The sequence below is a fragment of the Streptomyces sp. NPDC042201 genome, from assembly GCF_055582185.1.
On sequence record NZ_JBVJDS010000010.1, the window covers coordinates 36,345 to 57,750 of the forward strand.

Here is a 21,406-nt window from a genome sequence, read left to right on the forward strand (position 1 = left end):
AGAGACCGGGTCCGGTCCCCCGATCAGCGTCACGACCGGCTCGTGCCGGCGGGAGCGCTGTCGTCCTCCTTCAGCAGGGCCGCCACCGCGTCGGTGAGCACGCGGCGGCGATGGCTGCGCGAGTTCCCTTTGATGTGCCCCTGGAGTTCCGGGAACACGAAGGCCCACAGAAATGACAGGTGCAGCACCAGATTCAGCAGGTCGGCCGGACGGTATCGCGACGGAAGGACGCCGGCCACCTGGGCCTTGCGGATCTCTTCCAGCTCCTCGTGGATGGTGTCGGCCAGCGCCTCGACCTGTTCCGTCGTATTCGTACGTTCCAGGCGGTACCACGTGGCGAGCCGGGCGATCTGTGGACTCTCCTCGTAGCGGTCGAAGAGCCGTCCCGCGTACCTGGGCAGATCGTGGACATCGATGGGGATCTCGCTCGCGGTGGTGACCACGATCGAGTTCATGACCGCGTCGAACAAGCGGTCCTTGCTGCCGAAGTAGTGGTAAATCTGGGCCTTGTTGCTCTGGGCGGCGGCGGCGATCCTGTCGACCCGCGCCCCCGCGACGCCGTACCGCGAAAACTCTTCCGCGGCGGCCTCCAGCAGCCGTTTCCGGGTGGCCTGAGCGTCTCGTATCATCGCGCCAGCGTAACGTACTAACTGGATGGAAAGCCCGGCCGGAACACCCCACTGCCCGTGTGGGAGGCTGGGGAGTGGGCCACGCACTGACTAACCGGATAGTTACCGCTTTCCAAGGTGGCCCTCGCCGCGCGGACGTTGACAGAAACCCGGATCGGCGCGGCCGGGATTGCCCCCGTGACGACCCGCGGCGGGGGCATGCGCGGTGGTTCACCCGCGCCTGCGGGTGACGGCCTTCCCCCTCCTCGACCGAGCCCCTCACGGGTCGGCCACCGCCTCCGGTCATACCGCCTGACCTGGGCTTTCGTGCCTGTCGGACCTACGATCGCCTGACCGAGAAAGGTGGCCCCGATGGACCGTCATATCCGCACGGTGGACGATGTACTGAAGCTGCTGGACAGCCTGTTCGCGCCGGAGGCCGACCGCTGGACGGCCGGCGCGGGCTCCTGGTGGGACAGTTTCTACGCGGACCGCTCCAAGCCGGTGCCCTTCTTCGTGGCGAAGCCGGACGAGAACCTGGTCTCCTACCTCGACCGAGGCCTGATCACCGCGGGTCGCGCCCTCGACCTGGGCTGCGGCCCGGGCCGCAACGCGCTCCACCTCGCCTCGCTGGGCTTCACGGTGGACGCCGTCGACCTCTCCCCCGCGGCCATCGCCTGGGCCGAGGACCGCGCCCGCGAGGCGGGGGCCGAGGTCCGATTCCGATGCGGTGACGCCTTCACCCTCACCGGCACCGAGCTGGGCGGCCCGTACGACCTGATCCACGACTCCGGCTGCTTCCACCACCTGCCGCCGCACCGCCGCATCAGCTACCTCGCCCTCCTCGACCGGGTCCTCGCGCCCGGCGGCTTCCTCGCCCTCACCTGCTTCGCGGCCGGCGGGATGGGGTCCGAACTCCCCGACTCCGACTTCTACCGCCACTCCCGCCTCCACGGCGGCCTCGCCTACACGCCCGAGTCCCTGCGCTGGATCTTCTCCGACCTGACAGAGATCGAACTGCGCCGCATGCACGACGAACCGCCCGAGTCCCCCAGCTTCGGCGAACCGTTCCTCTGGACAGCCCTGTTCCGCCGCGCCACCCGGCCGTAGAGCCGCGCCGCGCGACGGCGTTTCCAGGACTGGTCCCGCCCGCGCGGGCGCGGTCACGGCGCTCCCGGCATCATCCCCCTTCCGCCGGGGGCGTTGCGGTCCTATCCCGATGCCTTCGGCGGCTTCGTCGTCTGCCGCCGCTTCCCGTGGCGCGGGATCTGCAGGGTGACCGACGTGCCGTGCTGGGGCGTCGAGCGCACCGTGAGGCGCGCATGGAGCAGATCGGCGCGCTCACGCATGTCCACGAGGCCCATCCCTCCGAACGCCAGCGGGGAGGCGGTGGTCGCGCGAGCGGAAGGGCGGACGGCGGACGCAGCGGGCTCAGCCGTCATCCCGCTGCCGTTGTCCGTAACCGTCGTGGAGATCACGCGTTCGTCGCTGTCGAGTTCGACGCGGATCCGGGTCGGCCGGGCGTGCTTGACCGCGTTGGTCACCGCTTCCTGCACGATGCGGTAGACATGGGCCTCCGCCTCGGGCGACAGCTTCGCGCCGGGCTGGTTCCAGCGCGCCCCCACGCGCAGCTCGGCGTCGACGCCGAAGATCTCCGAGGTTCGCCGGCACAGCGCCTCAAGGGCCGGTCGCAGTCCGAGCTCGTCGAGGGCGGCCGGCCGCAGCTCCGCGATCAGATGCCGCAGGGACGTGATCTGGTTGCCGATCAGGCCCCGCGCCTGGTCGATGGCTTCCTTCATGAAATCGGGCCTGCTGCCGACGGCTGCCGAGGCCAGCACGATCTGGACGGCGCCCAGTTCCTGGAGTGTGTCGTCGTGCAACTCACGGGCCCAGCGTCGTCGCTCTCGTTCTTCTCCGTCACGACGGGCCCGGCTCCACTCCCGATCGACACTGCGGTGGCGCAGAGCCGACCGGTGTCCGATCGCGGCGGCGCAGGCGATCAGTGTGAGGGGAACCAGGTGCAGACCGTTGAGCAGCGGCTGCCGCACGATGTGAACCAGCAGTGTCACGGCGATCACGAGCGAGATACCACTGATGATCACCAGCCACGACCGCCGCGAATCGGCGCTCAGGGCCGCGGCCACGAGGAAGGAGACGGCGGCGGCGAGGCAGAGCGCGAATTCGAAGCGCAGCGAGTGGTGGGCGATCTCGAAAACGAGAGCGACGACGAGGAGGAGCGAGCCCGCGGTCTCCATGACGGAGCTGGCGCGCGCTCGCGGTGTGTCGGTCATGCCGGCAGCCCGCGCTCTCGCGCCGCGGCGATCAGGTCCGCCTTGGTCTCGGTCCCGAGCTTGTCCCGGATCCTGGCCCGGTGTGTCTCCACCGTCCGAACGGAGACATGCAGGCTCTCCGCGACCTCCTGGTTGGTGTGCCCCAGGGCGAGCAGGGACAGCACCTCCACTTCGCGCGCCGTCAGGGAGTCGTCGTCCTCCGGGCCGGCGACGGCCAGGCGGGCGCCCAAGGAGGGCTGAACGTAAGCGGCTCCCGCGGCGACCTGGCGAAGCGCGCCGAGGAGCTCCTCCGCGGCCGCTTCCTTCAGCAGGTAGCCGGCCGCGCCGGTCCGCAGCGCCTCGCGGGCGAACGCGGGATCCTCCTGCATCGTGAGGACCAGGATCCGGGTACGGGGTGACACCGCCAGCAGCTCAGGGATGGACCGCAGGCTGGACCGGCCCGTCAGGGTCAGGTCCAGGACCAGCACGGAGGGACGGTGCCGCTCCACCGCCCGCAAGGTCTCGGGAACGGTGGTGCTTTCGGCGACGATCTCGAACGTGGGGTCCTGGGAGAGCAGCAGCCTCATGCCCGCGCGGACGACCAGGTGGTCGTCCGCGAGCACCACGGTCAGGTGGGGCGCGGCCGCCTCCCCGCTGGCACCGCGGTCGACGTCCATGGAACAACCGTAAATCCCGGGATCGCTCCGTGCGGTCCGGAGGATCGCGGCCGCGGCGAGCCCGCGGCACTCCGCGCCGACGGTGCAACCCCGCAAGCAGGCGGGGCGTACTACGGACGCCCGTCTGCGGGTCAGTGCGAACGCCCCGGAACCGCTCACGCGTCAGGCTGGAAGGAGATCATCCGATCGGCGTCTCCTATTCAGGACAATCACCATGCCCTCCCGCACCGCCACAGTCCAGGCCCCCGTCACCTCGCAGAAGCTCTTCCGCGCCTCCCAGGAACTCGCCGAGGCCGCGGTGCCCGAGCTGGCCGACGCGTCCTCGGTCGATGTGCTGGAGGTACTGCTCCGCGGCGACGCGCCCCCGCCAGGACCGGTGGACGCGGACATGCGGCTGCGGCGTGCCGCCTTCCATTCCGCCCATTCCACGCAGGAAGGAGGGATCAGGAGCCCGTACGCCGTCGGTGACGTGAGCCGGATCCCGCCCGCGACCCCCTGCAGGCGGAGCCTCATCGATCTGCGCCCGCGTCTCATCCGCGACCTGGACCACGACAGCCGATGGCTCGCCCGCTACCCCACGCCCGCGCGGCTGCTCCGGGAGGCGGGGGCGCACTCCCTCATCGTGCTGCCGCTGACGGTCCGGGGGGTGGCCCTCGGCCTGGCCGTCCTGTACCGGCGGGCCGACTCTGCGCCCTTCGAGGAGGCGGACCTCCACGCGGCCGCCAGGCTCGCGAACCGGGCCGCGCAGTGCCTGGACACCATCCGCCGCCACATCCAGGAGCACGCCCTCGCCCGGCTTCTGCAACGGTCCCTGCTGCCCGAGGTGATTCCGCCCGCCAGCGCGCTCGAGGCGGCCCACGGTGACGCCGCGGCGGAAGGCTCAGCAGGACAGTGGTTCGACGTTCTCCCGCTGTCCAGCGCGAGGGTGGCCCTGGTGGTGGGCAGGGCGGAAGGGAGAGGCGTTCACGCCGTGACGGGCATGAACCGGCTGAGAGCGTCGATCACCACCCTCGCTCCGTTCGACCTGCGGCCCGACGAATTGCTCGCCCATCTGGACGATGTGGTGATCCGCCTGGCCGATCAGCACCCCCGCGACCAGAAGCAGATCGGCGCCGGCTGCCTGTACGTGGTCCATGACCCTGTCACCGGGCGCTGCACCGCGTCCCGGGCGGGCACCGCGTTTCTCATGACCGCCCAGCCTGACGGCACCGTCAGCGCCCCTCGCCTCGCCTCTCACCAGCCCCTGGGCGTCGAGAGCCGGCCCTTCGAGATCACCGAGTTCGACGCTCCCCCGGGAAGCATCCTGTTCCTGCGAAGTGACGGTCCCGACGGACCGCACGCCGCTCTCGACCCGTTCACGCAGCAGCTGCGCGAGGCCACGACCCGATGCGGACCGGACGTACGAGAAGTCCTCGCCCATGTCGCTCACGCCCCGTCCCCGGGCCGCGATCCGGCCCTGCTGATCGCCCGCACCCGGGCCCTGGAGGCCGGGAACGTCGCCACCCGGAATCTGCTGCCGGACCCCGCCGCTGTCTCCGTCGCCCGTACCTGGACCAGCCGGCAGTTGGCGACATGGATGCTCGACGAACTCGCGTTCACCACCACCCTGGTCGTCAGCGAACTCGTCACCAATGCCATCCGCTACTCCGCCGGGCCGGTAGGGCTTCGTCTGATCCGTGATGAACGCACACTCATCTGCGAAGTGTCCGACAGCAGCAGCGCGGGCCCGCGTCGGTGTCAGCCGATGGTGAGCGATGAAGGCGGCCGCGGCCTGTCCATCGTCACCCAGCTCACCCAGCACCAAGGCACCCGCTTCACCGACTCCGGCAAGACCGTCTGGGCCGAGCAGTCACTGCCGACGTGACGATCTGTCGCCTATCGGAACGTCCGCCGGGGTGAGGGCCAGTGGCTGTGCAGGAGCGTCGATGCGGTCGGGGTCTCCGCGCGGCCAGATGGCCGACGCGGTGATGGCGGCGGCGAGTGCGATCACGGCCAGCGCGGCAGCCGCCACAGGCATTCCGGCCTGAGCGGCCAGCCGGCCCGCCAGAGGATAGGTGAGCAGCCAGCAGCTGTGGCAGAGGGTGAACTGCGCCGCGAACGCGGCGGGGAGGTCGGCGTCCGTGACGGAGCGGCGCAGCAGGCGTCCGCTCGGAGTGAGGATCACGGAGGAGGCCGCGCCGAGCAGTGTCCACCCGGCGAGGAGGACCGGCCAGGCCCAGGGGCCGGGTGTGACGGCTGCGCCGGCCGAGAACGCGGTCAGCACTCCGGTCAGAACGAAGGCCGCGGGCAGCATCACCGTACGGTCACTGACGCGGTCGAGTACGCGCGGCAGCAGAAGGGCGGCGCCTATGGAGCCGGCTCCATAGGCGCCCAGCGCCAACGAGACGTCACCGACGGTCCGCCCCAGGTTGTCGCGCACCAGCACCACCGTATTGACGATGACCATGGCGCCACCCGCCGCGACCGCCAGGTCCAGTGCCAGTAGGGCTCGGAGCCTGGGAGTGGCGAGGAAGAGCCGGGCGCCGAAAGACGCCTTCGCGTAGACGCCTCCGGTGCGTTCGACCGGTGTGGGTGTGGGCAGGAGCACGGATACGACCAGTGCGCCCGAGGCCAGGAAGCCCACGCTGGTGCCCGCGAACAGCCAGTTGTAGGAAATCAGGGACAGCAGAGCGGCCGCGAGGGCGGGGCTGAACAGGCTCTCCAGGTCGTATGCCAGCCGCGACAGCGACAGGGCGCGGGTGTAGTCGCGCTCCTCGGGAAGTACGTGCGGAATCATCGCCTGGAACGCCGGGGTGAAGGCCGCCGAGGCGCACTGCAGCAGGAAGACCAGGACATAGACCTGCCACACCTGGGCGATGAACGGCAGACAGAGCGCGACACCGGCGCGGGTCAGGTCCATCGCCACCAGCAGCGTGCGCCGCGGTATCCGGTCGGCGAACGCGCCGACGACCGGAGCGACGCCCACGTACGCGACCATTTTGATCGCCAGTGCCGTGCCGAGAACGGCGGACGCGTTCGCCCCGGCCATGTCGTAGGCCAGCAGACTCAGGGCCACCGTCGCCAGCCCCGTTCCCACGAGGGCGATGACCTGGGCCATGAACAGATGCCGATAGGTGCGGTTGCGCAGCACAACGAGCATGGGACGTGCTCCTCGGTCGGCGGACGGGTGCGCCCGTTAACCTAGTGCACATGTGCGCAATCGTGCACGTGTTTGGCCTGATCTCGCCAGCGTCGGAGGGAACGGTGTTCAGTCGTGCCAGGGTTCGCCGGTGACCTGGTGGTCGGCATGGCTGATCGCTTCAACGACGAGGCGACGAAGATGTCCGTCCGTGAGCGCGTAGACGACGTGACGGCCGTCCTTGCGCGCCTGCACCAGTTCCGCCAGCCGCAGCTTGGCCAGATGCTGACTCACCGCGGGCCGTGCCGCTCCGCACGCTGCCGCCAGCGTGGTCACATCGGACTCACCGCGGGTCAGCAGCCACACCAGATGCAGTCGTGTGGGGTCGGAGAGCAGGGAGAAGACCGACGCTGCCGCGGCAAGCTCGCGGACGCTCGGCGTGTGCTGATGCGCATCGCTCGCTGTTGAGGATTCATGGCGTCCGGGCATGAACACATCGTAGGCGCGGCGCTCCGGCGCACGCCCTGCGCCGGAGCGCCGCGCCCCGGCCGCTACGGGCCGCGTCCCGGGGCGCGGTGGGACATACCGGAATTTTGTTCCGGCGGCCGGTGGCCGTGCCTCATGATGGGGCCGCCATGCCGTGGACGAGAGATGCCCGCGCTACGCGCCGAGCCGGCCCGGACCGGCTGACCGGTGCGCCGGTCGCCGCTGCCCGCGCCGGGGTGTTCGCCGTGGTGAGTACGGGGCTCGCCGTCACCGGACACCACCTGTCCTCGGGGCATCCGGTGCCCTGGCGGAGCGTCTGGGCCGCTCTCGGTCTGCTCTTCCTCCTGACGGTCCCCGCTACCCGCGGGCCGAGGTCGTTGGCCGTGGTGGTGTCGGCCACCGGGGCCGCGCAGGCCGCTCTGCACCTCTGGCTCACGCGTGTAGGAGAACGCACCGGCAAGGATCCGCACGTGATGGCCGGTCACGGCGTACCTCACGACGCGCACGAGGCATGGCACGCCGGCCGTCACGGGGTGTCGATGACAGGGGCGCACATCGTGGCGGCCCTGCTCGTGGCCTGGTTTCTGCAGCGGGCGGACGCCGCGTGCCGGGCCGTGGGCGAGCACCTCGGCGATGTGATCGCCGAGATCCTCGTACGGCTGGTCACCGCCGGACCGCTCCCGCCTGTACCGCGCGTTCTGCGGCCGGGAGGAGCGCGGTCGCGGTCGCGCCCGCGTATCTCTCCGGTGCTGGCGCACGCGGTGGTGCGTCGAGGTCCTCCGGCGGAGTCCGCTCTCGCCAACTGACCTCGGAAGCGCGCTTCGGCGTGCCCGTACGCCCACATAGGAGTTACCTGTGTCCCGTATCAACCGGCCGCGCACCGCGCGCCGTCTGTCCGCCGTCACCGTTCTTGTCATAGCGGCCTCCCTCGCCGTGGCCCCTCCCGCGTCGGCGCATGTGGAGGTCGAGGCGGAGGGGGACAGCGCCGTCGCCCTCGCCGAGAACGTCACCCTGGCCTTCAACGCCGAGACGGAGTCGGACAAGGCGGGAATCACCAAGCTGGAGGTGGTCCTGCCCGACGGGATCGCACCGTCCGACGTTACCTACAAGGAAGGTCCCAAGGGCTGGAAGTTCGCGGCGACGAGCCGGGGTTACACCGTGGCCGGCCCCGCGGTCGCCGGGGGCGAGGACGCCGTGTACGCGGTGACCGTACGGCAGCTACCGGATGCCGAGTCCCTCGCCTTCAAGACGCTACAGACCTACAGCGACGGCCGCGTCGACCGGTGGATCGAACTCGAAGAGCCCGCGGCGGGCGAGCACGGCAGTCCCGCGCCGATGCTCGAACTCAAGCCCGCGGCCCCCGGCGCGAAGCCGGTCAGCCCCAGCCCGACCGCCGAACCCACCACGGCCGCACCGTCCACCCCGGCCGCGAGTGAGCCGGCAAACACACCGTCACCCACCGGAGCCGGCACGGCGAGCAAGGAGGAGGGCAGCTCGAACCCGGTTCTGATCACCGCCCTCGTCGTGGCCGTCGTCGCCCTCATCGGCGGCGGCCTGTGGTGGTTCAGGCGCCGCGGCGGCGCGAGCACCACCTGACCTACGGGGCCCGGCGGGCCCGTACGAACGGGTTCGCCGGGCCTCGCAGCTCCACGGATGGCCTCTCGGGCGGGTCGACCGGCTGCGCGTTCAGCGCGGCCTCTTCCTCTCTTCGCGTTCTTCGCGTCTGCTCCGCCAGGCGGTCGCGGCGAACAGGACAACGGCCATGGCGCCCACGAGGATCAGAAGGAGCGATTGGGCGGAGGTCAGGAAGTCGACGAGACCCTCGCCGGTACGGGTGGTGTCCTGCGGTCGGTAGACCTCCGCGGGTGACGGGGCGTCGGGGTGTGCGAGGAGGCGCGGGCAGGCCGAGCCTGCCCGGCACACCTCGACGAGGCGCGTGAGCATACGGAAACTCCTGGGGCGGCGTTGACGATCGGTGCGTCACGGCCGGACGGCACGTGAGGACGTGGGAGCACGTCGTCGTTCACGGACCGCAGGGCACCCGTTGGTGCCGGAGGGTGAGGTGCGCGGTCTGGGAGGACAGCGCCCGCGGGGCGAGGAGCCCGGGGTGCGGCACAGCGGGCTCGTACGGCTGCGGCAATTGCAGCGAGAGCGCCCTCGCCAGCCGTACTACCCACTGCCGGGCCGGTTCCGTCCAGGCTCGGAAGACCTGCGAGGGCAGAGCGCAGGCGCCGTGCAACAGCCAGGCCAATGCCAGGCCGACCGTGAGGTTCAGTACGGCCATGGCGGGGCTGCTGTGGTGCCAGACCGGGGGCAGCCTGTGGTGCCCGTCCCGCAGAACCGCGCTCTCGGTGGCGTTGAGCCACGTCGGCAGAGCCGCCTGTATCACCACCACGACAGCGACGACGGCGCCGCACGTCCCGTAATGGAAGGCGGGGAAGGTACTGAGGAACATCACCGCAGCGGCGAGCGCCAGACCGGGCGAGGAAACGGGCGAGTCCGCTGTCGCGTGATGCAGCCCGGCCGCCATGGCGCCGCTCAGCACTGTGAAGGCGGCTGCGCGGGCGGCGCTGCCGGTCGCGGTACGGGTGGCGGCGGTCGGGATCAGCATGTCCGTCTGAGTATCACCCACGTGGACCCGTAGCGGGGCGCCATCTCGAACGCGGTCATGAGTACCGCCGTCGTCATTCTGAAATGCGGTACGCCGTGAGGTGTGGCACCGCGGTACCACCCCGCTCCGCCCAGCTCACCCTGAGGTAGCACGAATGACGATGGCCTCAGCTATAGCGTTTCAGTATGCGGTCCAAGACAGCCTGACCTCCCTGAAACGAGAGACAGCTCATGATCGAAGCACACCAGTTGACGAAGCGGTACGGAGAAAAGGTCGCGGTGGATGATCTGAGCTTCGTCGTCCGGCCCGGCACTGTCACCGGATTTCTCGGGCCGAACGGTGCGGGAAAGTCCACCACCATGCGGCTGATCATCGGTCTGGATGATCCGACCAGCGGATCCGTGCAGGTCAACGGCCGCCGCTACGTCCAGCATGCCGCACCGTTGCAGGAGGTCGGGGCACTTTTGGAGGCCAAGTCCATTCATCCGGGACGCTCGGCCTATAACCACCTCTACTCGCTGGCGCTCACCCATGGAATTCCGCGGCGCCGGGTCGACGAGGTCATTGATCTGGCCGGATTGGGGAGTGTGGCCAGGAAACGGGCGGGGGCTTTCTCGCTCGGAATGGGCCAGCGCCTCGGCATCGCGGCGGCACTGCTGGGCGATCCCCAGACCATCATGCTGGACGAGCCGGTCAACGGACTCGACCCCGAGGGCGTGCTGTGGATCCGCAATTTGCTCACAGGTCTGGCCGCGGAAGGCCGTACCGTCTTCGTGTCGTCGCATCTGATGAGTGAAATGGCTCTGGTGGCGGACCATCTCGTGGTCGTGGGCCGCGGGCGTCTCCTGGCCGACACCACGGTGAAGGACCTGGTCCGCGAGGCAGGTGGCGACAGCGTGACCGTGGCCACGGCTGAACCGGCCCGCCTGCGCGAGGTCCTGGCCGGACCCGGCGTCGAGATCACCGGACGCGCCGGCTCGGAGGAGCTGTACGTGACCGGTATCTCCGCTCGCGCGATCGGGCTCAAGGCCGCGGAACACGGCATCGCCTTGTTTGAGCTCAGCGTCAGGACCGTCTCGCTGGAGGAGGCCTTCATGGACCTGACCAGGGATGCCGTTGAGTACCACGGCTCCACCGGCGGCATCGAGATTCTCGGAGGTGCCGCATGAGCACCATCACCCCGGCCCCTACCTCCGCGACCGTCCCGACGACCGCCGCACGCCCGGCCTATCGCGTGACCGGGAGGCGGGTGGTGCGCTCGGAGTGGGCCAAACTGTGGTCCCTGCGCTCCACCTGGATCACCCTGGGTCTGGCGATGCTGTTCCTGGTGGCCTTCGGCATCATCGCCGCAGCGCAGTACGAGTCCAGGATCAGCTCCGGCCAACGCATGGACGCCGACTTCGCCACGTCCACGGCTGTGAGTCTCTCGCTGTTCGGCACAAACTTCGCGCAGTTGGCGCTGGGTGTGCTGGGTGTACTGGTCACCGCGGGCGAGTACTCCACCGGCATGGTCCGCTCCACCCTGGCCGCGGTCCCGCGCCGCCTTCCTGTGCTGTGGTCCAAGTCGGCCGTCTTCGGCCTGGTCGCGCTCGTGATCGGCACGGTCGGCGCATTCGCCACCTTCCTGTTCGCGAGCGGGATCGTCTCCGGCACGAGCGCGGCGATGACCTTCTCGGACGCAGGCGTGGTGCGCAGCCTGCTGGGCGCGGGACTCTACCTTGGTCTGGTCGGTGTGCTCGGCGTCGCCTTGGGCGCGCTGCTGCGCTCCGTGGCAGCGGGCATATCGGTCCTGGTGGGCGCCCTGATGCTGGTCCCCGGCCTGATCTCTTTGCTGCCGACCACGTGGCAGGACAACATCAGCCCGTACCTGCCCAGCAACGCGGGCGGGTCCATGTTCGCCCTCCACCACGACGCCACCACCTTGTCGCCCACAGCCGGACTGGTCGTGTTGCTCAGCTGGGTCGTTCTCGCGCTGGCGGGGGCCGGCTACCGGCTGGTACGTACAGACGCCTGACGGCAGCGTCCACCCCGCCGTCTGCGCGGTGACGGGCTTTCGCCGGCGCCGCGCGGACACGCCTCGCACACGATGGACAGGTGACTCCCGTGACCACCGACCGCAGCGCCGATACGGAGGCGCCCTCGCGTCCGCCGCCCCTGGGGCTTGATCCCTTGTGGGGGCATCCGCTGGTCGCCCGGCTGTCCCGCACCGGCCGGCGTCTGCGGCAGGCGGACCACGCCCGTCCCTGGCTGCTGGACACAGCGGTGGTGGGCGTAGTGTTCCTGTTCTTCTGCGTTCCGGACCTGGTGAAGGGCGGCCGTGGCCCGGAAGAGTTCGCCGACAGGTTCACGCAACCGCCCCTGCCCTGGATGCTGGCGCTGCAGGCCGGATTGCTGGTTCCCCTGTTCTGGCGGCGCAGGAGGCCGTCCGCGGCTTTCGCCGCCATCGCGGCCGTGTTCCTGATCCAGTGGTCGCTGAGCGTATGGCTGCGCGCCGACGTCGCGCTGCTGGTCGCCCTCTACAGCCTGACCGTGCACGGCCGACTGCGGCACCTGCCCTGGGCGTGTGCCACCATGGCCGGCGCGCTGGCGTTCATCGCCGTGCGGTTCGCCACCGCGGTGTCCGTCGGGGACGCGCTGTTCTTTCTGTTCAGCACCGCAATCGCGCCCGTGACCCTGGGACTGGCGGTGCGGATCCGGCAGGCTCAGCTCGCGGGCCTGCGGGAGCGCGCGGCCCAGTTGGAAGTCGAACGCGACCAGCGCAGCAAGCTGGCCGCCGCCACCGAACGCGCCCGGGTGGCCCGTGAGATGCACGACATCGTCGGCCACAACCTGGCCGTCATCATCACCCTTTCCGATGCCGGTTCGTACGCGGCCGACACCGCCCCCGAGAGAGGCAAGGAGACTTTTCAGCTCATCGGTGACACCGGCCGTCAGGCTCTGGGCGAGCTGCGGCGCATGCTCAGCGTCCTGCGGGAGAGCGCGGACGCTCCCGAGCTCAGTCCTCAGCCCGGCATCCCCGACCTCGACGCACTGTGCGACCGTGTCCGGGCCGCTGGGCCACAGGTCGTCTACCGGACCGACGGCGATCTGGGCCTCCTTGACCGAAGTGTGCAGCTGACGGTCTACCGCATCGTTCAAGAGGCACTCACCAACGCCCTCAAACACGCCGGTGCCGACACCCGGGTCGACCTCGCACTCACCGTGGACGGCTCGGAGCTGTACATCCGAGTCCAGGACACCGGCCCGCGCCCGGGCACAGCGCGGCGCGGCCCCACGAACCAGGAGGGACACGGGCTGGCAGGCATGAGAGAGCGAGCGGCTCTCTACAACGGTACGGTGACCGCCGGGCCCCGGCCCGGCGGAGGCTGGACTGTACGGGCGACCCTCAGCCTCGCGCCCCTCCCAGCCACCCGAGGCGGTGCCTCGTGATCAGCGTGCTCATCGTGGATGACCAGCAACTACAGCGCTACGCCTTCCAGATCCTGCTGGAAACGGTCCCGGACATCGAGGTGGTCGGCGAGGCATCACACGGGGCCGACGCCGTGCGCAGGACCGCGGAACTGCGCCCCGACGTGGTCCTCATGGACGTGCGGATGCCGGGCATGGACGGCATCGAGGCCACTCGCCGGATCATCGCGGCGGGGGGACGCTCAGGCATTCTCATCCTGACCACCTTCGACCTGGACGATTACGCCCACGCCGCCCTGCGCGCCGGCGCCAGCGGCTTCCTCCTCAAGGACGCCCGCCCGGAAGAACTGCTGGCGGGTATCCGCGCCGTCGCCGCGGGCGACGCCGTCATCGCACCGGGCCTCACGCGGCGGCTCCTTGACGCCTACTCCCACCATTTGCCGAGCCACTCACCGGACCCATCGACACCCCACGACGATCAGCGGCTGCGCTCGCTCACCAACCGGGAGCGCGAGATCCTGGTGGCTGTCGGGCAGGGCTGGAGCAACCGGGAGATCGCCGAACGTCTCGTCCTGGCCGAGTCCACCGTCAAAACCCATGTCGGTCGCATGCTCGCGAAAATCGGCGCACGCGACCGCGTTCAAGCCGTGATCTTCGCTTACGACCTGGGCCTGGCACGCCCTGGCGAAGCCGAGTAGCCGCAGCGCCGCCCCGTCGCTCATAACGTCCGCCGCCCGTTGAGGTGCGGGAACCGCAACTCGGTTCTGCTGCACGCCACTTCGCCCGGGCGCAGCACCGTGCTGGGGTGGCCGGGGCGGTTGGGTGAGTCGGGCAGGTGCTGGGTCTCCAGACAGATGGCGCTGTGGCGTTCGTGGAGCCGGCCGGCCGGGTCGGTGAGGGAGCCGTCGAGCTGGTTGGCGGTATAGACCTGGATGCCGGGTTCCGTGGTCCACACCTCCATGACCCTCGTCTCGTCGGGGGCGGTGAGACGGGCCGCCCGGCGGAGGTCGTCGGCGCGGCCGGGTTCCAGGTCCCGCAGGACCCAGCAGTGGTCGAAGCCGCCCGCCGTACGGAGCTGCTCGTCGGGCAGGCCGATCCGGTCGCCCAGGGTGTGCGGAACGGTGAGGTCGAAGGGGGTGTCCCGGACAGCGACGGCGGGGCTCTGCGGGATGCCGTCGCCGTCGACGGGGAGATACGTGTCGGCGTCCACCTGAAGGGTGTGGCCGAGGATGTCCCCCTCGTCGGTCAGGTCGAAGTAGGCGTGGTTGGTGAGGTTGACGACCGTGGGGCGGTCGGTGGTCGCGGTGTAGTCGAGGGCGAGGGTGCCTTCGGTGTCGAGGGTGTACGTCACGGTGACGTCGAGCGCGCCGGGGAATCCCATGTCGCCGTCGGGGCTGTGCAGGGTGAGCCGGAGCGCCGCGGCGCCGTCGGTGCTGTGGTCGGTCGCCTCCCACACTTTGGTGTGGAAGCCGTCGGGGCCGCCGTGCAGTGCGTGGCCCCGGTCGTTGGCGGGGATGTGGTGCGCGGCGCCGTCCAGGGTGAAGCGGCCGTGGGCGATGCGGTTCGCGTAACGGCCGATGAGGGCACCGAAGTAGGGGTTCTTGCCCGTGTAGCCGTCGAGGGAGGCGAGCGAGCGGACGACCGACGCGGTGGCTCCCGTGGTGTCGGGCACCAGGAGCCGGTGCAGGATGCCGCCGTAGGTGAGGATCTCGGCCCGGACTCCGGAGCCGGAGTCGAGCGTCCAGACATCGACCTCCGCCCGCCCGGGGGCGGTGCCGAACGGCTTGCTGTGCGCGGTGGGGCTGGGCATCAGGGATCCTTGCGACGAGCGGATGGCCGGGAGGGACGTGGGCTGCCCGGGGTTCAGCGCGGCGGTCCGGCCGCTCGGTTCCCGCCGCCTAGGTCGTGTCCGCGAAGTAGCGCCGTCCGCCCGGAGGGCGGGGCCGACGGCGTTCGGTGCGTGCGATCGCAAGGCGGAGGATCATTCGTGTACTGGATGTACTCGGATGATTCCGACAACGCGGCGAGCGTGCGTGCCGGGCGTCGTCGGCCAGGCGAAACTTTGCGGACATGGCCTAGGGCGCGTTCCGGGGCCCGGTCGATTCGCGGACGATCAGGCGGTAGCCGGGCCGGGGCCTGCGTGGTTCGGGTACGGGCTTTCCCGAGAGCCGTTCGACCAGACTGTCGACGGCGAGCCGGGCGATGGCTTCCTTGTCCGGGGCGATGGTGGTGAGCGTGGTGGCTCCGTACCGGCTCTCCTCGATGTCGTCGAAGCCGACGACGGCGATGTCGGCGGGGATGCGCAGACCGCGTTCCGTGAGGGTGCGCATCGCGCCGATGGCGATGAGGTCGTTGTACGCGAAGACGGCGTCCGGCCGCTCCCCGCGGTCGAGGAGCGCCGCCATGGCGGCGGCGCCGTCCTCGCGTCCGTACCCGTCGGTGACGATCACGAGGCTCTCGTCGGGCGCGATGCCCGCGGACAGGAGTTCCTCGCGCCAGCCCCGCAGGCGCAGATGGGCCGGCTGGCGTTCCTGGCCGGTACGTGAGCCGAGGAAGGCGATCCGGCGGTGGCCGTGGTCGAGGAGGTGCCGTACGGCCTCGCGGGCCGCCGCCACGTTGTCGATGGCGATGTGGTCGTACGGGGCTTCGTACTCCCGCTCGCCCAGCAGGACCAGGGGCGCGGTCTCGGTGCGCGCCATCAGGTCCTCGGTCTCCAGATGGATCGGGCTGAGGATGAGTCCGTCGATCACATGCGACCGGAAGCCCTGGCTGACCAGGAGTTCCTTCTCGCGCAGTCCGGCGGTGTGGTCGACCAGCACGGTGTAGTCGTGCCGGGCCGCCGCGTCGACCACCGCGCCGGCGAGCTCGGCGAAGTACGGGTTGCCGAACTCCGGTACGGCCAGGGCGATGATCCCGGTGCGCCCCTTGCGCAGATGGCGCGCGGTGAGGTTGGGCCGGTAGCCGAGTTCGTCGATGGCCTGCTGCACCTTGGCACGCATCTTGGGGGTGACGTGCTGATAGTTGTTGACCACGTTCGACACGGTCTTGATGGACACGCCCGCCCGTTGCGCAACGTCCTTGAGGCTGACGCCCACGACACTCCTTGACTCGACCGGGAAATCCGGCCCCGGTGAGTCCGGGGCCCTGGGGCTGGCCGGATCCCGGCGGCCGGACGGCCACCCGGGATCCGGCTCCGTTCAGGTGGTTCTACGACTGCGCGCCAGATAGCGCTGCGCCACGACGACAACGATAAGGAAGCCGCCGCTGACCACCGATTGGTACGAGGAGTTGAGCGAGCCGATCTGATTGATCAGGTTCTGGATGACGGCCAGCAGCAGGACGCCCCAGAGCGTGCCGCTGACCGATCCGGCGCCACCGATGAGCAGGGTGCCGCCGATGACGACGGCGGAGATCGCGTCCAGCTCCATGCCCACACCGACGATGGTGACACCGGAGGTCAGCCGGGCCGCGTTCAGCGCACCGGCGAGTCCCGCCAGCAGTCCGCTGAGTGTGTATACCAGGATCTTGGTACGGGCGACCGGCAGGCCCATCAGGGTGGCGGCGTCGCTGCTGCCGCCGACGGCGAAGAGCGTCTGTCCGAACGAGGTGCGCTGGAGGAGCAGTCCGCCGCCCCCGAACAGCACCAGGGCGATCAGGATCGGGTAGCCGAAGCCCCAGACGCTGCCCTGGCCGAGCTCGGCGAAGGCGGAGTCCTTGGGGACCAGGTAGGTGGTGGCGCCTTCGTCGGTGAAGGCGAGGAGCAGACCGCGGGCCGCGAGCAGCGTGGCGAGTGTGACGATGAAGGGAGCCATTCCGGCGCGGGCGATGAGGAAGCCGTTCAGCAGACCGATGGCCCCGCACACCACGAGGGGCACCAGCAGCGCGGTGAGGAAGCCCCACTGCGAGGCCCAGGCGGCAAGGACACCGCCCAGCGCGAACACCGATCCCACCGACAGGTCGATGCCGCCGGTGATGATGACCAGGGTCATGCCGAGGGCGACCACCGCGAGGAACGACGCCTGTACGGTCACACCGCGGGCGTTGTCCAGGGTGGCGAACGTCGGGTAGACGAACGAGGCGACGAGCACGACGGCGAGCAGGACGGCGAGCACGCCCTGACGCTGCACGAGCTCGGCGAGACGCTGCGTGAAGGTCGTCTCGGCGGCGGGCACCTTGCGGGGCGCGTCGCCGCCGGCCGGTGCGGGGGTCTTCTTCGGCGCCCGGGCGGAGGCGCGGAGAGCGGGTGTGGTTTCGTTCATCGGGACCGACGCTCCCGGGCGACGTAGACGGCGGCGATGATGATGGCCGCCTGGGCGATCTGTGCGGTGGAGTCGGGCAGGTCGTGCTTGACCAGGGTGGCGCGCAGCAGCTGCATCAGCAGGGCGCCCGCGACGGTGCCGAGGACCCGGATGGACCCGCCGTTCAGCGGGGTTCCGCCGACGACGACCGCCGTGATGGCGGAGAGCTCCATGAGGGTGCCGAGCGAGGAGGGGTCGCTGGCGGTGAGCCTGGCGGTGGCGAGGATGCCCGCGAGGGCGGCCAGCACCCCGCAGAGCACGTACACACCGATCAGTACGCGCTTGACGGGCAGTCCGGCGAGCGCGGCGGCCGGCCGGTTGCCTCCGACGGCGACGATCTGACGGCCGAAGGTGGTGCGCCGCACCAGGAAGGCGACGGCGGCGGCGAGCACCCCGGCGATCAGCACGACCAGCGGGACACCGAGGAAGGAGTCGGTGCCGAGCGCGAGGATGTCGGGGTTGACGATCTGCTTGAGCTGGCCGTCGGCCATGACCAGGGCGATGCCCCGGCCGCCGACGAAGAGGGCGAGCGTGGCGACGATGGGCTGCAGCCCGATCAGCGAGACCAGGGTGCCGTTGACGGCTCCGACGACCGCTCCGGCCAGCAGGGCCACGGCGAGCGCGGGCACGAGTCCGTATCCGAGGTAGAGCGGCAGCAGGGCGGCGGCGAGTGCCATGGTCGAGCCGACCGAGAGGTCAATGCCCTCGGTGCCGATGACCAGGGCCATGCCCAGCGCCACGATGACGATGGGGGCGACCTGGACGAGCTGCGTGCGCAGATTGTCGGCGGTCATGAAGTGCTCGGTGAACAGGGCGTTGAAGAGCAGCAGTACGGCTACGGCCGCGTACACGCCGTACTCCTGGTACCAGCCGGGGTCGCGCAGCCGGGCCAGGGGGCGTGCGGGGGTGAGCGTGGCCTGGGTCATCGCGGGTCCTCCTGTGCGGCCGGGGCCTTCCCTTCGGGCGCCGGTGAGTGGTCGGCGAGCACTTCGAGCAGTTGGCTCTCGCCCACGCTGTCGCCGGACAGTTCGCCCGCGACGGCTCCGCCGCGCAGCACCACGATCCGGTCGGCGCCCTCGATGAGTTCCTCGATGTCGGAGGAGATGAGCAGGACGGCCAGGCCCTCGCCTGCGAGGTCGTCGATGAGGCTCTGGACCTCGGCCTTGGCGCCGACGTCGATGCCGCGCGTCGGTTCGTCGAGCAGGAGGACCTTGGGCTCCAGGCAGAGCCAGCGGGCGAGGAGGACCTTCTGCTGGTTGCCGCCGGAGAGTTCGCCGACTTTCTGTTCGGGTCCTGCCGCCTTGATCCGCAGCCGCTTCATGAAGATGTCGACGATGCGGTCCTGCTTGCGCCGCGAGACCACTCCGGCGCGGGAGAGGCGGGGCATGGCGGCGAGCACGATGTTCTCGCGCACGGAGAGGCCGGGGATGATTCCCTCGGCCTTGCGGTCCTCGGGCAGCAGGCTGATGCCCGCGCGGATCGCGCCCGCCGAGGTGAGCCTGCGCAGGGTGCGGCCACCGACGGTGAGTTCGCCTCCGTCCAGGCTCAGCGCGCCGGCCAGGGCCTTCGCCGTCTCGCTGCGTCCGGAGCCGAGCAGGCCGCCGAGGCCGAGCACCTCTCCGCCGTACAGCGACAGGGAGACGTCCTCGAGCTGGTGACGGCGGGTGAGGCCGGTCGCGGTGAGTACGGGGGTGCGTGCCGCGTCGTGCCCCTCGGCGGCGAAGCTGGTCAGGCCGCTGCGCCGGACCTCTGCCATGTCGCGGCCGAGCATCATCGACACCAGTTGCATCCGGTTCAGGTCCGCGAGGTCGCCGGTGTGGATGTGGCGGCCGTCGCGCAGCACGGTGACCCGGTCGCAGATCCGGTAGAGCTCGTCCATCCGGTGGCTGACGTAGATCACGGCGATGCCCTGGCCGCGCAGGTTCTCGATGACCCGGAAGAGGGTCTCGACCTCGCGCGGTTCCAGGGAGGAGGTGGGTTCGTCCATGACGACCACCTGGGCGTTGACGGAGACGGCGCGGGCCAGCGCGACCATCTGCCGGGTGCCGATGCCCAGGGTGTGCAGGGGGCGGCGGGGGTCGACGCGTACGCCGAAGCCGTCGAGCAGCTCGGTGGTCTCGCGGTGCATCCGGCCGAAGTCGATGAGGCCGAAGCGGTTCTTGGGCTCGCGGCCGAGGAAGATGTTGCGCGCCACGCTCATCAGCGGGACGAGGTTCACCTCCTGGTAGATCGTGGAGATGCCTGCCTGCTGCGCTTCGAACGGCCGGGCGAACCGCACCTGTTGTCCGGTCATCCGTACGTCGCCCTCGTCGGGCTGGTACACGCCGGTCAGCACCTTGATCAGGGTGGACTTGCCGGCCCCGTTCTCCCCCACCAGCGCGTGGGTCTCCCCGGCGCGCAGGGAGAAGGAGACGTGGTCGAGAGCGACGACGCCCGGGAACCGCTTGCTCACCGAACGGGCTTCGAGGACGGTGCCGGCCGCCGGTGGGGTGGTCTCCTCCGGCGCCTGAGGTGCTGCTTCGGGTGGTGCCATGGGTCTTCTTGGCCTTCCGCTGGTCCAAGGGGATGGGCCCGGGGCCGCCGTGGCGGGTGGGTCGCCACGGCGGCTGTGAACCGGAGGAGTCGGAACGCTTCGCCGAGCGGCGAAGGGGTCAGAACGCCCCGCCGAGCGAGGCCTTGGCGTTGGACTCGTCGTACTCGCGGTCGGCGATGATCACGTTCTCCGGGATCTCCTCACCGGCGTAGAACTTCTGGGCGGTGGCGAAGGCCAGCGGCCCGAAGCGCGGGTTCGACTCGATGACGGCGTTGTACTCACCGTTGACCAGGGCCTGAACGGCGTTCCGGGTGCCGTCGACCGAGACGATCTTGACGTCCTTGCCGGGCTTCTTGCCGGCCGCCTTCAGCGCGGTGACGGCGCCGAGGCCCATCTCGTCGTTCTCCGCGTAGACGGCGGTGATGTCGGGCTTGGACTGGATGAGCTGCTCCATGACCTGCTGGCCCTTGTCGCGGGCGAACTCGCCGGTCTGCTGGGCGACGATCTCCAGGCCGGGCGCCTTCGCCTTGAGCTGGTCGACGAAGCCCTTGGTGCGGTCGGTGGTGACGTTGTTGCCCGACGCGCCGAGCAGGATGGCCACCTTGCCCTTGCCGCCGGTCGTCTTGATCATCGCGTCGGCGGCGCGCTTGCCCTGCTCGACGAAGTCGGAGCCGAGGAAGGCGACATAGTCCTTGCAGGCGGTGGAGTTGAGCTTGCGGTCGATGGTGAGGACGGGCACCTTCTTGGCCGCGGCCGCCTTGAGCGCCGGCTCCAGGCCGTCGGAGTTCAGCGGCGCGACAATGAGGAACTGGGCGCCCTGGGACAGCATGTCCTGGATGTCGCTGATCTGCTTGGAGAGCTGCGACTGCGCGTTGGTGGTGAGGAGCTTCTTGACGCCGACCTTGGCGGCCTCGTCCTTGATGGACTGGGTCTCGGCGATACGGAAGGGGTTGGCTTCCTTCTCCGACTGCGAGAAGCCGACCACGGCGTTCTTCAGGTCCAGCTTGGGCGCGCCGTAGCTCGTCAGTGAGCAGCCGGCGCCCGACGCGGCCTCGGGGGTCTTGACCGCCTGGGCTCCCTGGCTGCTGTCACCGCCCGCGTTGTCCGTGGTCTCCGACTTGGAGCAGCCGGAGACGGCGAGCGTGGCGGTGGCGGCGAGCAGGCAGGCGACGGCGAGAGTACGGGATCGGCGCTGGGTAGTCATGCGCAGGACGCTCCTTGGCGGGGTGACGGCACTCCGGTCGGGGTGCGGTCGGGGCATGGGCAGGGCATGGACCGGGGCGGGGCTGGACGGTCGTCAGCCGCGTCGGTGGCTGATGACGCCGCATTCCTCACGACCCCGCTACGAGCTGTACTGATGGCGGCCGTGAGAGCCTGCGCTGCCTGTCGGCGGCTCG

General features: G+C 70.2%; 21 protein-coding genes. 8 read left to right on the top strand and 13 right to left on the bottom strand.

Annotated elements, in window-relative coordinates:
* Positions 1 to 29: 29 nt before the first annotated feature.
* The gene (locus ACZ6MZ_RS23785; protein WP_469354138.1) at positions 30 to 629 is read right to left on the bottom strand and encodes a TetR/AcrR family transcriptional regulator; all 600 of its coding nucleotides are present in this window, start codon (positions 627 to 629) and stop codon (positions 30 to 32) included.
* Positions 630 to 980: 351 nt separating this feature from the next.
* On the opposite strand from ACZ6MZ_RS23785, the gene ACZ6MZ_RS23790 reads away from it, so the two are divergent.
* Entirely contained in the window at positions 981 to 1,718 is a 738-nt protein-coding gene (locus tag ACZ6MZ_RS23790; RefSeq protein WP_386875432.1) for a class I SAM-dependent methyltransferase, read from the top strand.
* 101 nt (positions 1,719 to 1,819) lie between these two features.
* On the opposite strand, the gene ACZ6MZ_RS23795 is transcribed toward ACZ6MZ_RS23790, so the two are convergent.
* Complete coding sequence (locus tag ACZ6MZ_RS23795; protein ID WP_469354140.1) at positions 1,820 to 2,899, bottom strand: sensor histidine kinase; 1,080 nt, start codon at positions 2,897 to 2,899, stop codon at positions 1,820 to 1,822.
* Entirely contained in the window at positions 2,896 to 3,555 is a 660-nt protein-coding gene (locus ACZ6MZ_RS23800) for a response regulator (RefSeq protein WP_469354142.1), read from the bottom strand. Before ACZ6MZ_RS23800 ends, ACZ6MZ_RS23795 begins: the two co-directional genes overlap by 4 nt.
* A 214-nt stretch (positions 3,556 to 3,769) precedes the next feature.
* Here ACZ6MZ_RS23800 and ACZ6MZ_RS23805 point away from each other — a divergent pair, with 214 nt between their 5' ends.
* Positions 3,770 to 5,419 (top strand): ATP-binding SpoIIE family protein phosphatase, encoded by a 1,650-nt coding sequence (locus ACZ6MZ_RS23805; RefSeq protein ID WP_469354143.1) that lies wholly within the window; start codon positions 3,770 to 3,772, stop codon positions 5,417 to 5,419.
* On the opposite strand, the gene ACZ6MZ_RS23810 is transcribed toward ACZ6MZ_RS23805, so the two are convergent.
* A complete protein-coding gene (locus ACZ6MZ_RS23810) occupies positions 5,405 to 6,694 on the bottom strand; it encodes an MFS transporter (protein ID WP_469354144.1) in 1,290 nt (429 codons plus the stop codon). The genes ACZ6MZ_RS23805 and ACZ6MZ_RS23810 overlap by 15 nt on opposite strands.
* Positions 6,695 to 6,802: 108 nt before the next feature.
* On the bottom strand, positions 6,803 to 7,162 hold the full coding sequence (locus ACZ6MZ_RS23815; RefSeq protein WP_384182584.1) for an ArsR/SmtB family transcription factor: 360 nt from the start codon (positions 7,160 to 7,162) through the stop codon (positions 6,803 to 6,805).
* 146 nt (positions 7,163 to 7,308) lie between these two features.
* On the opposite strand from ACZ6MZ_RS23815, the gene ACZ6MZ_RS23820 reads away from it, so the two are divergent.
* Together ACZ6MZ_RS23820 and ACZ6MZ_RS23825 are read left to right on the top strand one after the other, a co-directional pair.
* The gene (locus ACZ6MZ_RS23820) at positions 7,309 to 7,965 is read left to right on the top strand and encodes a hypothetical protein (RefSeq protein WP_469354147.1); all 657 of its coding nucleotides are present in this window, start codon (positions 7,309 to 7,311) and stop codon (positions 7,963 to 7,965) included.
* A 49-nt stretch (positions 7,966 to 8,014) separates the two neighbouring features.
* The gene (locus ACZ6MZ_RS23825; RefSeq protein ID WP_469354148.1) at positions 8,015 to 8,755 is read left to right on the top strand and encodes a DUF1775 domain-containing protein; all 741 of its coding nucleotides are present in this window, start codon (positions 8,015 to 8,017) and stop codon (positions 8,753 to 8,755) included.
* Between the two features lie 90 nt (positions 8,756 to 8,845).
* Here ACZ6MZ_RS23825 and ACZ6MZ_RS23830 read toward each other — a convergent pair whose 3' ends face one another.
* Together ACZ6MZ_RS23830 and ACZ6MZ_RS23835 are read right to left on the bottom strand one after the other, a co-directional pair.
* Complete coding sequence (locus tag ACZ6MZ_RS23830; protein ID WP_469354150.1) at positions 8,846 to 9,103, bottom strand: hypothetical protein; 258 nt, start codon at positions 9,101 to 9,103, stop codon at positions 8,846 to 8,848.
* Positions 9,104 to 9,182: 79 nt separating this feature from the next.
* A complete protein-coding gene (locus tag ACZ6MZ_RS23835; RefSeq protein ID WP_469354152.1) occupies positions 9,183 to 9,770 on the bottom strand; it encodes a hypothetical protein in 588 nt (195 codons plus the stop codon).
* 230 nt (positions 9,771 to 10,000) lie between these two features.
* Between ACZ6MZ_RS23835 and ACZ6MZ_RS23840 the strand changes: the two genes are divergently transcribed.
* The 4 genes from ACZ6MZ_RS23840 to ACZ6MZ_RS23855 all read left to right on the top strand — a co-directional run bounded on the left by ACZ6MZ_RS23840 (position 10,001) and on the right by ACZ6MZ_RS23855 (position 13,876).
* A complete protein-coding gene (locus tag ACZ6MZ_RS23840; RefSeq protein ID WP_469354154.1) occupies positions 10,001 to 10,939 on the top strand; it encodes an ABC transporter ATP-binding protein in 939 nt (312 codons plus the stop codon).
* Complete coding sequence (locus ACZ6MZ_RS23845) at positions 10,936 to 11,784, top strand: ABC transporter permease (RefSeq protein WP_469354156.1); 849 nt, start codon at positions 10,936 to 10,938, stop codon at positions 11,782 to 11,784. Before ACZ6MZ_RS23840 ends, ACZ6MZ_RS23845 begins: the two co-directional genes overlap by 4 nt.
* 140 nt (positions 11,785 to 11,924) lie before the next feature.
* On the top strand, positions 11,925 to 13,199 hold the full coding sequence (locus tag ACZ6MZ_RS23850) for a sensor histidine kinase (RefSeq protein ID WP_469354394.1): 1,275 nt from the start codon (positions 11,925 to 11,927) through the stop codon (positions 13,197 to 13,199).
* The gene (locus tag ACZ6MZ_RS23855; protein ID WP_469354158.1) at positions 13,196 to 13,876 is read left to right on the top strand and encodes a response regulator; all 681 of its coding nucleotides are present in this window, start codon (positions 13,196 to 13,198) and stop codon (positions 13,874 to 13,876) included. Before ACZ6MZ_RS23850 ends, ACZ6MZ_RS23855 begins: the two co-directional genes overlap by 4 nt.
* Positions 13,877 to 13,896: 20 nt before the next feature.
* Here ACZ6MZ_RS23855 and ACZ6MZ_RS23860 read toward each other — a convergent pair whose 3' ends face one another.
* The 6 genes from ACZ6MZ_RS23860 to ACZ6MZ_RS23885 all read right to left on the bottom strand — a co-directional run bounded on the left by ACZ6MZ_RS23860 (position 13,897) and on the right by ACZ6MZ_RS23885 (position 21,213).
* Positions 13,897 to 14,988: an aldose epimerase family protein gene (locus ACZ6MZ_RS23860; protein WP_469354160.1), complete on the bottom strand. Its 1,092-nt coding sequence runs from the start codon at positions 14,986 to 14,988 to the stop codon at positions 13,897 to 13,899.
* Positions 14,989 to 15,253: 265 nt separating this feature from the next.
* Positions 15,254 to 16,273, bottom strand: a complete 1,020-nt coding sequence (locus ACZ6MZ_RS23865) for a LacI family DNA-binding transcriptional regulator (protein ID WP_469354162.1) — start codon at positions 16,271 to 16,273, stop codon at positions 15,254 to 15,256.
* A gap of 102 nt (positions 16,274 to 16,375) precedes the next feature.
* Positions 16,376 to 17,437, bottom strand: a complete 1,062-nt coding sequence (locus ACZ6MZ_RS23870; RefSeq protein ID WP_386875454.1) for an ABC transporter permease — start codon at positions 17,435 to 17,437, stop codon at positions 16,376 to 16,378.
* The gene (locus ACZ6MZ_RS23875; RefSeq protein ID WP_389790138.1) at positions 17,434 to 18,402 is read right to left on the bottom strand and encodes an ABC transporter permease; all 969 of its coding nucleotides are present in this window, start codon (positions 18,400 to 18,402) and stop codon (positions 17,434 to 17,436) included. Before ACZ6MZ_RS23875 ends, ACZ6MZ_RS23870 begins: the two co-directional genes overlap by 4 nt.
* Positions 18,399 to 20,009, bottom strand: coding sequence for a sugar ABC transporter ATP-binding protein (locus ACZ6MZ_RS23880; RefSeq protein ID WP_469354164.1), 1,611 nt, complete (start codon positions 20,007 to 20,009; stop codon positions 18,399 to 18,401). The genes ACZ6MZ_RS23875 and ACZ6MZ_RS23880 overlap by 4 nt, the downstream gene beginning before the upstream one ends.
* Positions 20,010 to 20,127: 118 nt before the next feature.
* The gene (locus ACZ6MZ_RS23885; RefSeq protein ID WP_469354166.1) at positions 20,128 to 21,213 is read right to left on the bottom strand and encodes an ABC transporter substrate-binding protein; all 1,086 of its coding nucleotides are present in this window, start codon (positions 21,211 to 21,213) and stop codon (positions 20,128 to 20,130) included.
* Between the last annotated feature and the right edge of the window lie 193 nt (positions 21,214 to 21,406).